Annotated in this window: 13 protein-coding genes; 5 read left to right on the forward strand and 8 right to left on the reverse strand. The window is 26.0% G+C overall.

Annotated features, from left to right (window positions below; all coding sequences use genetic code 4):
* Positions 1–10: 10 nt before the first annotated feature.
* Complete coding sequence (locus SPM_RS01345; RefSeq protein WP_004027820.1) at positions 11–2,152, reverse strand: ATP-dependent Clp protease ATP-binding subunit; 2,142 nt, start codon at positions 2,150–2,152, stop codon at positions 11–13.
* A 191-nt stretch (positions 2,153–2,343) separates the two neighbouring features.
* Here SPM_RS01345 and SPM_RS01350 point away from each other — a divergent pair, with 191 nt between their 5' ends.
* Positions 2,344–3,207 (forward strand): Cof-type HAD-IIB family hydrolase, encoded by an 864-nt coding sequence (locus SPM_RS01350; protein WP_004027821.1) that lies wholly within the window; start codon positions 2,344–2,346, stop codon positions 3,205–3,207.
* A gap of 310 nt (positions 3,208–3,517) precedes the next feature.
* On the forward strand, positions 3,518–4,939 hold the full coding sequence (locus SPM_RS01355) for a beta propeller repeat protein (protein ID WP_004027822.1): 1,422 nt from the start codon (positions 3,518–3,520) through the stop codon (positions 4,937–4,939).
* 92 nt (positions 4,940–5,031) lie between these two features.
* Here the strand turns inward: SPM_RS01355 and SPM_RS06960 are convergent, their stop codons facing one another.
* From SPM_RS06960 to SPM_RS01365, 3 genes are all read right to left on the reverse strand, one after another.
* Positions 5,032–5,136 carry an IS3 family transposase gene (locus SPM_RS06960; protein ID WP_408640679.1) on the reverse strand — a complete coding sequence of 35 codons (105 nt, stop codon included), beginning with the start codon at positions 5,134–5,136 and terminating at the stop codon, positions 5,032–5,034.
* 657 nt (positions 5,137–5,793) lie between these two features.
* Entirely contained in the window at positions 5,794–6,930 is a 1,137-nt protein-coding gene (locus SPM_RS01360; RefSeq protein ID WP_004027824.1) for a hypothetical protein, read from the reverse strand.
* A 280-nt stretch (positions 6,931–7,210) separates the two neighbouring features.
* Positions 7,211–7,480: a hypothetical protein gene (locus SPM_RS01365; protein ID WP_004027825.1), complete on the reverse strand. Its 270-nt coding sequence runs from the start codon at positions 7,478–7,480 to the stop codon at positions 7,211–7,213.
* A 274-nt stretch (positions 7,481–7,754) separates the two neighbouring features.
* Here SPM_RS01365 and SPM_RS06505 point away from each other — a divergent pair, with 274 nt between their 5' ends.
* Positions 7,755–7,901, forward strand: coding sequence for a lipoprotein (locus tag SPM_RS06505; RefSeq protein ID WP_004027826.1), 147 nt, complete (start codon positions 7,755–7,757; stop codon positions 7,899–7,901).
* A gap of 208 nt (positions 7,902–8,109) precedes the next feature.
* Here the strand turns inward: SPM_RS06505 and SPM_RS01370 are convergent, their stop codons facing one another.
* The 3 genes from SPM_RS01370 to SPM_RS01380 form a co-directional block, all read right to left on the reverse strand.
* Complete coding sequence (locus tag SPM_RS01370) at positions 8,110–8,901, reverse strand: aldo/keto reductase family protein (protein ID WP_004027827.1); 792 nt, start codon at positions 8,899–8,901, stop codon at positions 8,110–8,112.
* Between the two features lie 19 nt (positions 8,902–8,920).
* Positions 8,921–9,907, reverse strand: a complete 987-nt coding sequence (locus SPM_RS01375) for a fructose-bisphosphatase class II (RefSeq protein ID WP_004027829.1) — start codon at positions 9,905–9,907, stop codon at positions 8,921–8,923.
* 90 nt (positions 9,908–9,997) lie between these two features.
* Entirely contained in the window at positions 9,998–11,158 is a 1,161-nt protein-coding gene (locus SPM_RS01380) for a hypothetical protein (RefSeq protein WP_004027830.1), read from the reverse strand.
* Positions 11,159–11,786: 628 nt separating this feature from the next.
* On the opposite strand from SPM_RS01380, the gene SPM_RS01385 reads away from it, so the two are divergent.
* Both SPM_RS01385 and SPM_RS01390 read left to right on the forward strand, forming a co-directional pair.
* On the forward strand, positions 11,787–12,779 hold the full coding sequence (locus SPM_RS01385; protein ID WP_004027831.1) for a hypothetical protein: 993 nt from the start codon (positions 11,787–11,789) through the stop codon (positions 12,777–12,779).
* Between the two features lie 32 nt (positions 12,780–12,811).
* A complete protein-coding gene (locus tag SPM_RS01390; protein ID WP_004027832.1) occupies positions 12,812–13,357 on the forward strand; it encodes a hypothetical protein in 546 nt (181 codons plus the stop codon).
* Between the two features lie 136 nt (positions 13,358–13,493).
* Here the strand turns inward: SPM_RS01390 and SPM_RS01395 are convergent, their stop codons facing one another.
* Positions 13,494–15,443: a hypothetical protein gene (locus tag SPM_RS01395; RefSeq protein ID WP_004027833.1), complete on the reverse strand. Its 1,950-nt coding sequence runs from the start codon at positions 15,441–15,443 to the stop codon at positions 13,494–13,496.
* Between the last annotated feature and the right edge of the window lie 65 nt (positions 15,444–15,508).

A 15,508-nucleotide genomic window follows, 5' to 3' on the forward strand; every position in this document is an offset into this window, starting at 1 on the left:
AATGCAAGTGCTAATTTAATTTTGTGCTATTCTTAATAACCATTTCGTTTTTAACAACATCAATTGTATAAGATTTACCCTCTTGAACTTCTTCTGAAATAATGGCATGAGCAATTAAAGATTCAAGATTTTGTTGAATATATCGTTTAATTGGCCGTGCTCCAAATTCACGATCATATCCTTCGTTTAAAATTTTTTCTAATACTTTTTCAGAATAACTAATACGAATGTTTTTACTATTTTCAATTCGTTGTGTTAATTCAGATAATTCTTTTTCAATAATTTCTTTAATAACATCTTTTGACAAAGCATTAAAGGTTACAACATTATCAATGCGATTTAAAAACTCTGGTTTAAATTTTCTAGCTAATTCTTTTTGAATTAATAAACCAACTCCTTCATTATTTTCATTTAATAAATATTCTGATCCAATATTAGAAGTCATAATAATAATTGTATTTTTAAAATCAACGGTTTTACCTAGTGAATCAGTTAAACGACCATCTTCTAAAATTTGTAATAAAATATTCAAAATATCAGGATGTGCTTTTTCAATTTCGTCAAATAAAACAATTGAATATGGACTTCGGCGAACAGCCTCTGTTAATTGCCCACCCTGTTCATGACCAACATAGCCTGGCGGCGCCCCAATTAATTTACTTACTGAATGTTTTTCCATATATTCAGACATATCTAATCGTACCATTTGTTTTTCTGAATTGAAAAGAACATATGCTAAACTACGGGCAACTTCTGTTTTTCCAACTCCAGTTGGCCCTAAAAATAAGAAACTACCAATTGGTTTATTTGGATCTTTAATTCCACTTCGACTACGAATAATTGCATCGGCAACTACTTGAATTGCCTCATTTTGCCCTCGAACACGGCGACGTAAAATCTTACTTAAATTCAATAATTTTGCTTTTTCTGTTTCTACTAAACGATCAACTGGAATACCAGTTCATTTTCCAACAATTGCTGCAATGTCACGTTCAGTTACATCTTCTTTCAAAAGGTGTGAACCTGAAGCTTGTTTTTCTTGTTCATTTAATTGTTTTTCTAGTTTTGGTAATAAAGCATATTGAATTTCACCAGCACGATTAAAATCACCACTTAATTGAGCTTGATCTAATTCTTTTTTTAACTGTTCAACTTGTGACTTTAGGTTTTTTAATTTAGTAATACTTTCTTTTTCCGAATTTCATTGAATATCTAATTTTTGTTGTTTTGTTTTTAATGGTTTTAATTCATTTTCAATATCAACTAACCGTTCATTAGATGCCTTATCAGTTTCTTTTTGTAAAGCTGCTTTTTCAATTTCTAACTGAACAATCCGACGATTTAAATTATCTAATTCTGTTGGAACTGACGCAATTTCTGTCTTAATTGTTGCTGAAGCTTCGTCAATTAAGTCAATTGCTTTATCTGGTAAAAATCGATCAGTAATATATCGTGATGATAAATTAACTGATGCAACTAAAGCATTATCATGAATTTTAACACCATGAAAGGTTTCAAATCGTTCTTTTAAACCACGTAAAATTGAAATACTTTCATCAATGGTTGATTCACTAACAACGACTTTTTGGAAGCGACGCTCTAAGGCAGCATCTTTTTCAATATATAAACGATGTTCATCTAAAGTTGTTGCACCGATACAATGCAACTCACCACGTGCTAACATTGGTTTTAACAAGTTACTAGCATCCATACTGCCTTGTGTCTTCCCAGCTCCCACAATTAAATGTAATTCATCAATAAATAAAATAATATCACCATTTGATTCTTTAACCTTATTTAAGACAGCTTTTAAACGTTCTTCAAATTCACCTTGAAATTTAGCACCAGCAATTAAGGCTCCCATATCTAATTCATAAATTGTTTTATTTTTCAAATTACTAGGAATATCACCTTTAACAATTCGCTGTGCTAGCCCTTCAACAATCGCTGTTTTCCCAACCCCGGGTTCACCAATTAAAACAGGATTATTTTTTGTTCTTCGTGACAAAATTCGAATTACTCGATTAATTTCATCTTCACGTCCAATAATTGGATCTAATTTTCCAGCAAGAGCTTCTTTATTAAGATTTTTGGCAAATTTTTCAAGAACTTTTGGATCTTTACCTGGTTCATATTGTTGTGTTAAATCCATACTTTTGCCTCCTTTAATTTTTAGCACTCTATGTGCTTGTTTGCTAATTTTACAATTATATATTATCATACTAATTAGCAAAGTCAATTAAATACTGCTAAATTTTTAAAAATAATATAAATATAAAAATATTAGATATAATAAGAGATACAGGGATTAGAAACATAATTATTTTTTTAGAAAGGAGTCCCATGAAATTACAACACCTAAATAAAAAACGTTTAATTCTAATTGATTTAGATGGTACAACATTAATGAATGATGGCAAAACAATCCATCCAAAAACACAAGATGTTATCAAAGAAACTGTTAAAGCTGGGCATAAAGTATGTATTACAACTGGTCGTCCTCATCGAGCAAGTATTCGCTTTTATCGTGAATTAGGGCTAGACACCTTGTTAACAAACTTTGATGGTGGCCATATTCATGACCCATTGAAACGAGAGTTTAAGCGTTTAGTTTTTTCAATTTCTTATGATGTTATTATGAGTATTATCAACCATCCTGATGTTAAAAATATTGTTGCAAATGTCTTAATTGAACATTATGATAAAGCAATTTGCTGAAAAAAAGATGAAGCAATTGAAAATTACTTTCATCTTGATGATGTTGCTGATGATGAATATTTTATTGCCAATCCTTACACTGCTTGAAAAGGTCCAGCTAGTAATATGGCCTTATATTTAAACAATGCTAATGAAAAAGACCAAATTTTACGAATTTTTGAAAACTTTAAAAACTCTGTCCAAGTTAACATCGGTCATTATAGCAGCGGTCAAACTCAAACAATGATTAATATCACAAATAAACTTGTTTCAAAAGGATTTGCAGCTAATATCTTAGCACAATATTATAATGTTGATATTCGTGATGTTATCGCCTTTGGTGATGAAATGAACGATTTAGAACTATTACAAAATGTTGGTTATGGAATCGCAATGAAAAATGGCAATGATAATTTAAAAACTAACGCTCGGGGAATTACGCACTTGACTAATGATGAAGGCGGCGTTGGGGATTATTTACAAAAATTATTAAATGGAGAAAATGTTTAAAAACATTTCTTTTTTTATTTTTAAAACAATTAAAAAATATGTTAATATAAAAATATAAGATTTTTTTCTACTTGCATTTACAATTTTCAATGCTAAAATACAATTACTAAATCAAAAAATGATTTAGGCTGTTATATTAATTAAATTAAAATTGGAAGTATTGAATACTATAAAAATAATAAATATTTCCATAATAAAATTTTATAATAACACCTATATCATTTTTGTTTCTATGGAAATAATTCATTATCTTTACTTTTTTAAAAATAATTTTAATTAATATAGCAAAAGAAGGGAGCAGAAAAATTATATGAAAAAATTATTAAGTGTCTTAACAATGTCAACAGCTATTTTTAATGGAATAAGTGCAATTACTGCCGTTAGGTTTAATAATGAAGTTTCGACAAACTTTATTAATAATGAAAATAAATATGCTAAATTAATAAAAATCAATAAAGAAACAGTCCAATTTATTGCTTTTGATGATAAAGGTAATAGTTTTATGGGTACTAAAAATGAACTTTATCATTTAAAATATAAGAAAACAAAAAAACAAAAAATTAATGGAATTAATGAATTAACTAAAACAATTACTTTTTATAAAAATATTACTTACATTGGAACTAAAAAAGGTGCTTATATCTTAAACAATGGTGAAACAACTGTTACCAAGATAAATAACATTAATAATATAAAAATTAATACAATTAATGTTATTAACAATAATGTTTATTTTGGAACTGATGATGGTGCTTATATCTTAAAAAATGGTGAAACAACCGCCACTAAAATAAATAATTTTAATTTTTTTACTAATCATGAACTAAAAATTGATAATAATAAAATTTATGCTTGCAGTTATATTGGCAATTATAAGTTTATAGATGGTGAAACAACCGCCATTAAAATAAGTGGTCTTGATCTTGTAAGCGTTCATTTATTAGAAATTGCTGAAAATCATAATGTATATTTTGCCACAAATCGTGGTCTCTATGTTTTAAAACATGGTGAAACAACCGCCGTTAAAATAAATAACGTTAATGAAAATGTTTGAACAATTAAAATCATTAACAATGATGTTTATTTTGGAACTGATTTTGGTGCTTATGTATTAAAAGATGGCGCAACAAATCCAAAGCAGATAAATGAAGTACGAGGAAAAATCTCATTAATAGCAACTGCAAATAATGAACTTTATCTTGCCGGCGAAAATGATATGATTTATCATTTAAAAAATAAAGAAATAAATACTATAGAATTAAATACAATTACAGAAAAAGGTATCAGAAAAATTTATTTTGATAAAATGAATGATAATATTTATATTCAACAATATTTTAATGATATTTATTTATTAATAGATAAAAACAAAATAATGAAAGATGAAATTTTTGAAAAATGATATAAATTTTTAGCACCCGATATTTTAAAAGTTAAATTAAGTTTTTATCAAGTTGAAGAAATAGTAAATAAATTTGAAAAGAAACAGAAACCAGACTTTATGGCATGATTAAATACAACTATTAAAAATATCCCCGAAGCAGATCATTCTGGTGCAGGAGGCTCAATTACAAACGATAATATTAAAATTATTTCTAATTTAATATATGAACACTATTCTGATTTTCATACAAAATATCAACAAATGAGAGAAAATGATGAATTAGTTTTATCAACAACAACTAACGGTTATTGAGACGAAAGTGACCTATATATTATTAGAAACCTTTAGTCACGAATTAAATTATTTTGTAACCTTTGTAAATAAAAATCAACTTTTGCTAAACATCTAAAATAACATCGACATCAAAAATAAAAATTTAGTTAGGATTGAGTTATTCTATATTCAATAGGACTCAATCCTTTTAATTTCCTTTGTAGTTTAATTTCATTATAAAATTTAATATTAGAATCATTTGATATACATATTCTTTGTTTCTAAAAAGACATTTTAATGTTTCAAAAATTTAACTTTAAAAATTCCAAATCAAAACCCTGTATAATCATTATCGGGTGAAAAACTTCTTTGTGACATTGAAATTGTTATTCCTATTTTTCCACAAGTTTATCCAATGAAATCCTTAGTCAATTTGTAGAATTTATGTTTTACATTTTCTAGAACCTTTAAATACTTTGTACAATAATACAATTGTATAAATATTAAATAACTCATAAATTTTTTATACTTATTCTTTATGTTTAGGGATAAGTACTTTAACAATTTTTTAAATTGTTTTGCATATTTATATAATTCTTTTTTTCTTAACTCTAATAATTTATTGGTAACAAAACGCTTCCTCCTATTTACATTTTTGTCTTGTGTTTCGTGACCTTATTCTAACTTTCTTTACTTTTTAATTATATGTTTTAATTCATAAATAAATGGGATCTTGTCAAACATTATATTCTCTTAAAAGGAATTTTACTAGTTTTCCACTTTTGGATAAATTAATAATATTTAGTTTCAATTCTTTGTTGTTTTGTTTTTCCATATAAAAAGAACATCTTTTTAATAAAGTTTTAACATAATTTTTTTTTTTTTTTTTTATGTTGACGTTATTTTAGATGTTCAACAAAAGTTGATTTTTAATTTAAACAATAATAATTTTTAAAATAAGTAGTATAAAATTCATTTAAAATCTCTCAATTAAGTCCTTTTTGTTCATCTGGTGTTAACATTCACTGAGCAAATCCTTCAGCAAATAATTCATCATTATCACTAGTTCGTCCATAACCAGATTGAATAAATGCTCAAGCTGCTAATTGTTGCTGAAACGGAGCATTATTGCTAATTCCAACTTGGTGCCCCAAATATTGAACTAATAAATCACCCGGATTAGTAATAAATGCACGAATGTTTAATCTATCACTACTAGATTCACAAATACATTGACCAGTATCAGCATTAATATTATGATTAAAATAAATTCGATCAGTGGGTCAAACTAATGCATAATTTGCGATGGCATGTCCTATTTCATGAATAATTGTTGAAATATTATCTGATGTTGAATGAAAACCAATTTCATATTGTTTTTTATTTACATGCTCTTGTAATGTTCGGTGACTAATAATCATACATTGGGCTAAATAATGACCATTCTTTTTCAGTTTTGTTACTGCTAAAGGCTTATTATCATTACTTTCATTACTTTTAATAATATCATTATTAAATTCAATACTATATCATAATTTTTGAAAAATTGAAAAACTATAAATATTAACCAATAAATTAGCAAAAGTAATTAAACTATTAATAAATAATTTTTGTTTATCAGCAGCAGCAGCAGCAACCATCTCTGCAAATTGATAAGAATAAAACTTATTATTTGTTACTCCATGCACAATATCAGCAATTGTTTGAAAATAGTTAAATTTTCTCTTTTCATTAAAATTATTAATTGCCATTTGGCTTGCTCGATAAGTCATATTATTTTCACAACGATGAATAAATGCAAAATCTTCATCAGTTAACAATATCTTTTTTTTAAATTTATGATTAAAAGATTGGAATGTTCCTTCCATTAATTGGTTATTATTTGAATTAGATAAATTTATTTTTTCTTTACTATGATTACGATATAATAAGCAATCACTATGTTTAGCATAGTCAATGTGATTATCGCCTTTTAAAACACATCAGAATAAACCTACAATAGAACATATGATTATTAAAATAGTTACTAAAATAATAATTATTGTAATATTTTGATTTTTTTTCATAACCTTTCTCCTTAAATAAAATTAATTTTGATAGGTATAAAAATATTTTTTCATAATTTAAAGTTAATAAAATATTACATCGCACTAGAGCATTATAGCAAAATATTATTTAAATTAAAAATTAAATTCATTTAATTCTAAAGAGAAAAACATCCGTGGGGTACGGATGTTAAAATATTAATACTAACAAGATGATTATGGCTATTAGGATCTCTCTAATAACCAACTTGATAATAGCATTACCTTATTAGAAACTATTTTTTAGTTTAATAAAATTTTATTAATTATTATCATCTTCAGTTAAATCTTTTATTTTCTTTTTATCAATTTTAATTCAATTAGACGCTTGTTTTTCCTGATTTAATTGTAGTCAAATCTTATAATTTGGATCTTTCGGGTTATTAGCCGCTTGTCGTAATTTTAACTTTTGTTCAAGGGTTAAATGTCTAAAATCAAAAGTTTTTTCTTTACTTAAAGATTGGGGAGAATCAATTGATGCCTTAACTTTTTTAGCTGTAGCTAGAATCTCAGCCATTGTTTTTTCTGCCATTTTTTACCTCCATTTTGGAACTATTTATCTATGTTTATATTATTATAACATTTTTTAAGTCTTGATTACCATTGTGAATTTTAGCATAGAAATTTAAAAATAGTATATTTTTAAAAATCTATCAAATTATTTTTATAATTATAAATTTAATTTACAAATAATTTTATAAAAACAAAAATTACTTTTGATTTTATTATTTTTTTATAAGATATTACTAATAGTTTAATTTTTAATTAAACTATTATTTTTAGAAAGGAGGGCCCATTTTAAATCTATGAAAAAATTATTTAGTATTTTAGGTGCAATTGGAATATTTAGCACATCAGCAGCAAGTTTAACGGCTTGTAAAAAACCAGAGCAAACTCAAAATACTGCAAAAGATGAAAAAGAAGATAAAACAAATACAAATGACAAAAATTAAATCCTTCACTAAGGAAAAATGTTACAATCCTTTAAAATAACAAACTTTTTAATAAAAAACGAAAAAAACACTAATAATTACAAATAATAATTTATTTAAAAATTCTTTCAATTTTTTGCACGAAGAAAGAATATAATAAATTTATAACAAAAAACAATAATTTATATTATTGTTTTTTATTAGTTTATAAAAACAATAATATTTTGTATTAAAACCTATCAAATGTTTCAGGATAAATATTATCATACATATTAAGACTCTGCAAGATTTGAATTGTTTTTTTAGTTAATCTAATCTTTTCACTCTGCTTGTTTTCTTGAATATGACGCAATAGTTCTGCTTTAACAATTGGTTGAATACTAAAGTATTGGATTCAAGCTAAAATCAATTGGGCAACAGTACAATTATATTTTTTAGCTTCTGTAACCAAAGTTTGATTTTCCAATGTATTAGCAATCGGAGAATATGCTTGCACCAAAATGTTTTTATTTTGACAATATTGCACACGATCTCATCGTTGATTAAAAGGATTAAATTCAATTTGGTTTAAATTTGGATAGACACCCGTTTCTTCAAACAATATTTCAATCATATCCTTATCAAAATTACTTACACCAACAACATTAATTAACCCTTTTGCCTTGCATTGCAGTAATTCAACATAGGCTTTAATGGTTTTATAAAAATTTAAATTTGGACGATGAATTAAAACAATATCTAAATAAGTAACATTTAATCGTTTTAAAGATTCTAGAACAGCATTAGTAGTATTCCCTGCTTCAACATCATCACATCAAATTTTTGTTTCAATAATAATATCTTCTCGTCTTTGATTATTAGAATTTAAATATTTTTTAATTGCTCGCCCAACAATTTCTTCGTTTTGATAAACCTTAGCAGTATCAATAATTTTATAACCATTTTGTAAAGCATTAATAATCGCTTCTTCTTTTTTTAAAAATAAAGTTCCAAATGCAATTTTCTCTAAGCGAAATGGCATTGCTCTAACCTCCTCTAAATTATTTACTATATTGTTTTAATAACTCTTCAACATTATCTATTATTGGATATTTTGATATAATTTGATGATAAATATTATTATAGCCAATAAAAGAATGAACCACATATTCTTTGTCAACGATTTGTAATGGTTTTAAAACTGTTCCACCTGTTAAACTAGCGGCAAAAAACATTGCTTGTTTATCAGCAACTAAATCTTGTTCAGAAAAAATTGTGTTGTAACTAATTTTTTTCTGTTCTAAACCTTGCTGTTCAATTTTCATTCGTAATGCTGTTTCTTTTTCATTTGGTCAAATTTGCTCATAACGAATTAAACGCGCAAACATTTTATAATTAGTTGCAATTGCTAATGCACTCATTAGAACTCCTTCTGGGGCACCCCCAATTCCATACAAAAAATCAGCCTTTTTTAAAACAACATCAATTGCTCCTAATACATCTCCTTCATTAATTAATTCAACTTTAATGCCTAATTGCCGCATTGTTTTTATTATTTTCTGATGACGGGGTTTATTTAAAATAATACATGACAAATTTTGTTTAATCTTTAATAAAGCTAATAAAATTGCTTCAATTGGTTGATTAAAATCAACTGTTACAGCTAAGTTTTGTGATAAAAACAATTTTTCCATATACATTTCTGGAATTTGTAACATTGTATTATTTTTAGCAATAGCAATACATGAAATTGAACCCGGTTCATTTTTACTAGCCGGTATTGTCCCTTCAATTGAGTCAACTGCAATATCAATTGTAATTGCTTGTTGATGTGAAAAAGTTTGCCCTTGATATAACATTGGTGCTGCATCAAGTTCACCTTCACCAATTGCAATTTTTGCCTTAACATCATTACTTGTTAATATTTTATTAATAATATCAACTGCTTTTTGGTCTAACATATTTTTATCATTTTTACCAACCAATTCATATGAAGCAATCACAGCTAACTGGACCGCACGTAAAAATAAAAGACTATTTGTTTCCATTGTTCATTCCTTTGCTTGCTAATAATATTTAATCATATAATTTCCAAAATAAAAATGTAAAATAACTTACATTTTTATTTTTTATTAACATTATTTTGTACTTTGTTTCGGAATCTTGCCAAATAATTCATGAAAGGCCCGCTTTCATCCAACTTTACTAGCATGAACTAAAAACTCATTGCTAGAAATAATAAAAGTACAAAAGACAATTGGAATAACATAAACCCAATAATATCATGTTGGTTCTGAAATCTTATTTGGAACATGTGCGGCAATAAAAATATATTGGAAAATTGGTGTTCAAAAAAACATTAATAATTGGGTTGAAGTTGTATAAGTTGGCCCAGACATTACTAAACATGCATAATATAACATTCGAGAACTACCCATAATAATTCCTCCAGCAAGTATAATTAATGCATAATCATAATATTGAAAATTAGCAAAAATTTTATAACCATCTCAAAAACTTTGATGGGAAAAAACTGCAGCAATTGGTGTTCCTAATAATAACATTAATATCGCTGAAGAACTTGTTTTAATTGAAACTGTTTCATGATTTGTAAATTTAATTTTTGAAGAACTCATTAAATGTGACATTCCTAATGCTTCCATTGCATAAAAACCAGCTGTCACTAGCGCTAAACACATTCCTCCAATGGATGACCAAGCTAATCCTTCTTCAATTGCAAAATGAATTGACATTCCTAAAATTAAACATGTAGAAATTGCTAAAGCAGTCCATGTGTATTTACTTTGACGAGCACGAAAGAAAATAGTACTTCCAACTGCCGCTAAAATAACATTTAAATTTAACAATAATCCTGGAACAGTTCCATCTGTGCCACCTTGGTGATTAATTGTTAATAAAACTGATAATTGAAAAAATACCATTGCAACTGGGCCACCTAAAAAACCATATAAAACAATTAATCAAGTTTCTTTGTGACGAAGTAATTTTAAAAAATTAATAAAATTTTTTGGTTTATAAAAAATAAACATCACAAAAGTTGCCATTATTTCTTGAACTGTCACATAAAAAGTGGCATTAATTGGCGCCGCTAAATTACCGTATGGTCCTTTTTCTGGAATAATATATAGCATTAATGGGACAATAGAGTACCCAACTGCAGAAATTAATCCATACATAATTCCCAAAATAATGCGGCGTTTTGTACGAATAGTATCTAATTCATTTTTTACATTTTTTTCCTTTTGTAGTAGTTGATCTGTGTTAACCTGATCTGCCATATTTATATTTCCCTAATCCATTCTTTTTTGCTATAATTTATTTTTCTTTAAAAACTATTAATTATATCTTACACTAAACATAAAAAAAGTTAAACTTTTTTAACCTTTTTTATATAACTTTGTAAATTGTAAATGCAAGTGCAACAAATCTATTAATTTATAAGACCACAAAATAAAATTTATTTAGGATTGAGTCCTGTTGAATATAGAATAACTCAATCCTTTTGATATGCTTTATGGTTTAATTTCGCTACACAGATTCTTTATTTTTAAAAATACGCTTTCTCCTTACTGTTTTTTTCTTACTTGCATCAAGATTTATTTTTGTATCTTTTAAGATATTGTTCATTGTTAATGGTTCATGTCTAAAGTTGCATCTAAAATTAGTGCTATTTCATCATTGCTGTCAGTTAAATGGAACAAACCGCTTCTTATTATTTGAATTTAACTCATTCCATTCCTTTTATTGGTTGAAATTCAGAATAATTCATTTATTGTATTATAAAATTAGTTTTAGTTTCAATTATTGTTTCCCATCTAACCCTAATTTGCTTAAAAATACTAGGGGACTTTTTTTTTTTTTTTAAGTATAATTATGAGTATCACACAAAAGGAAGGTGACAATTAGATGAAACGGTTATTAACACTTTTTAGTGTTTTTGTTTTAGGTTTTGGTAGTAGTTTAGGTGTTGTTAGTTGTACAGTGCGAGCAAAACATGAGCCTGATGACAACGATGAGTTAGATCGCAATCAAGATCTTGAAATTTTAAATCAAATAAAAAAAGAAGCAAAGCAAACTTTGTCAACATGATGACAATCAAAAACAATGATTGACATTATTAAAGATTATCCAGAGCAAATATCATCATATGAAGAACTAGTCGCAGAGTTAAAAACAAAAAATGATGGTTTATTAACTTTAACGAGCACAGCAATTAGTAAATATCGTTTTTTAAATCAGTTGCTTATTGGTTTTAAAGCAGAGTTTGATAATTTGAATCAGCATTTACAAGATCGATATTCAAATTATTATGTTGATATAATGCCATTATTCTTAGGAGAAAATGACATTTCATTTGATTTATATAATATCAATTTTGATAAGATAGCAAAACTATTAGCAGATACTCCCCAAGCAGTATTAGGAATTACAGTCCAAGTTAATATTGCTTATGAAGTGCGTTTTAAAGGAATACCATCGCGGGATAACATTCAAGTTTCAATAACTACAACGAATGATTCTGAAGTTCTAAATAATATTCAAGATAAAGTTGAAAACTATTTTGTTAATTTTCTTGATACTATTTTTAAACCCAAAAACTATTGAATTATATCGGATCAATTTTATATGAACAAGGATATTGTTTGACCAATAATTAGCAAAGAATTAAGCGACAGAAATATTTCGTTTCAACATCATATTAAATTCCCTATACTACAGAAAACAAATAAGTCTAATGTTTATCTAAGACAGACTTTGTTTCCGTCTGACTCTGTTTTGGCGTGGGCCGGTGAGGGTTATGACCCACAGCAATTAACATGGCAAAATTTTCTTTCATTTTATAAAAAAAATTTATTGATTTTGAAAATCTTCAAGTTGAAGAGGGCTATTATATTTTAAAAGAACTAACATGGTTTATTCCACAAAATTTTATGATTGAAAATCTACCATTTAAAAATAATTTATATCGCATAAACTTGAAAGAAAAAAGTTATTTTACGATATTAAAAACGCAATTTGATCAACAATTGGAAGAATTTACGAAAGTAATAGTGGGTTTTTGACATTATTATCAATTAGAAACATACAATGAAAATCATAATCTTGTTTTTAAGATAAACCAAGACGTATTTAATAACCTATTATCATATATTAATAGGTGGAAATCTACTAGTTATTTAGAAGTATTTAAATTTCTTCTTAATACTTATCAAAGCGCATTACAAAATCCAACACCTTGGTATGTTTATAATACAACACATGGTTTTATATCAAATACTAATTTTATTAAAAATCAAAAATCTTTGATAGTAAAAATAAAATATTTTAGAAAAAACCAAGAAAGTTGAAGCACTTTTGGTTACCATAGTTTAGCGTATGGTTTCTGAATTTACCCCGAACCCAATGAAGAGAACAGTGGTTATGACAGTGACGGCAGATGATTTTTATTACAAAAAATAGAATTTAAAGTTATTTAAGTTTTTAGGAAAGATTTAATTAAATATGTAAATTGTAAATAACATTAATCTAAGCAAATTATTATAATCAATTTTCCCTAAATAAAAAATGCATCTTAAAAGAGATGCATTTTTTATCATTATTTTAAATTATTTTTTAAAGCAAATTTAAATCTTTTAATGTTCTAGTACCTAATATATCACTAATTATAGCTAATATTATAAATTTTAAAATAAAATTATCTCTTACTGGTAATAATGGCGTTATGTCATCTTCAATTTCAATATCTTCATGTTGACGAAAATATTCTTGACTACAACTCATTGGTTCATATTCTTGACTTACTCTTGAAATTAGCTCTTTTATAGTTTTAAATGGTTTTTTCATATTTTTATACATTTTTTTCCAAACACTTTTATTTGCTATTTCCTTACTACTAAAATATTGATTAATTGTATCTCGCAATGAAGTTGAAACACTTTGTCTATTATGAAAGTAGTTATTAATTTCATTTTTTAATCCTGCCTCAATTCTTTCTCTTCTATTAAAATTTTTTTCAATTTCATTTTTTAATAATGCCCATTCACCCTCGGGACTCTCAAGATATTTATCAATCTCACTTATTATTGAAGGAAGGATAGACTCTTCAAATTCATTTGAGTTTTTATCTTGTTGTGCTCCTTTCTCATCTAAATAATTATCAATTTTATTTAAAACTGAAGAAGTTCCACTTGTTGAAGGTTTTGATTCTGTAGCTAATGCCTTATTTACTGCTATTGTTAACAATTTTGGTAATTCTTCATTTAAATTGGATTGTGTCATACCACTTGTTGAAGGAGTAGTCATATCAGGATTTTCTGTTGTTTGTCTTTTTTTCCGAAATTCATCATGTATTTTTGCTATTATTTTAACTTGACTATTTTGTATCTTTCTTCCATTAATTTTTTTTCATTCAACAATATCATTATTACTATCCACGATTTCATTGTAAGATTCAAAATAATCACGTTGTCAATAACCATCTTCATATCCAATATACGAAGTTATTCGAATTGATTCATTATTTTTTAATCTTAACGAACTATTATAATAATAACTAAAATTTTCTCAAATTAAATAAGCAAAAGAATTTAACTCTTTTAAATTAAGTTTATATTTAACATCATTATATGAAGGAGGAAAGACTGAAAATATGGTTGTTAATTTATTAATAAAATCATATTTATCATTAATAAAGAAAAGTGTATTTATTCTTTCTCAAATAATCTTGTTAATTTTAATTTTAATTTTTGTTCTTGTTGATCATTCAACAACATTGTCTTTTCCAATACATTGGTCATTATCATATCGATATTTTTCTTGGAGACCTGTATTCAATTCTTGCTGTAAGGTAAAGTTATCTTCATTATTTTTTAGCTCTGTTGCTTCACCAAGAATCTGATTATATTTTCAAGGGTTTTGTTGATCTCAATAATAATATGTATATCCAGAATACGAATTAATTTTTACAGCTTGATGATTAAACTCTAAATTAAGAAATAAGTTATAATAATAAGGAAAATTTTCTCAAATTAAATAAGCAAAAGAATTTATGTCATTATCTGTAATTGAGCTTCATCATGCACTATAATCTTCTTTATGAAAACTAGCAATTCCATTTTTTAATTTAATTATAAAATCTTCTTTTAAATTTAGCATAAATAAAAGAACTATTTCCATTCAAGTATTAGTTGTTATTGTTAACTTTAATAAATCTGGTGCTAAAAATTTATAATATTTTTCAAGAACATTTTTTTGAAAAGAAGGCTGGTCTACAGTTAATAATTTAGGCATTACTTTTGGTACTAACACCGCCAATTCTTTATCTAATTCTAACTGCATAATAGCGCGTGCTGAAGAAGGCACTATTTCAAATTTTTCTATTGTTTTTTCTGGTTTTGTTAATTTTTGATCATCATATTCATTTAAACCAATAATTTGATTTATTTTTGTTTTTTCTAATTGTTTGTTATTAGTTATATGTTCATATGAGTTGTTAGCAACTGCAAGAGACATCCCATTCATTGCAATTGTTGTTGTACTTATTAAACATAATATTTTTTTCATTTATGTTTTCCTTTCATTTTTTTATTATAGATTTAATATTTTCATAGTTAATTCCTTGGTTATAA

Origin of the sequence: Spiroplasma melliferum KC3 (genome assembly GCF_000236085.2) — a bacterium.
Taxonomy (GTDB): domain Bacteria; phylum Bacillota_I; class Bacilli_A; order Mycoplasmatales; family Mycoplasmataceae; genus Spiroplasma; species Spiroplasma melliferum.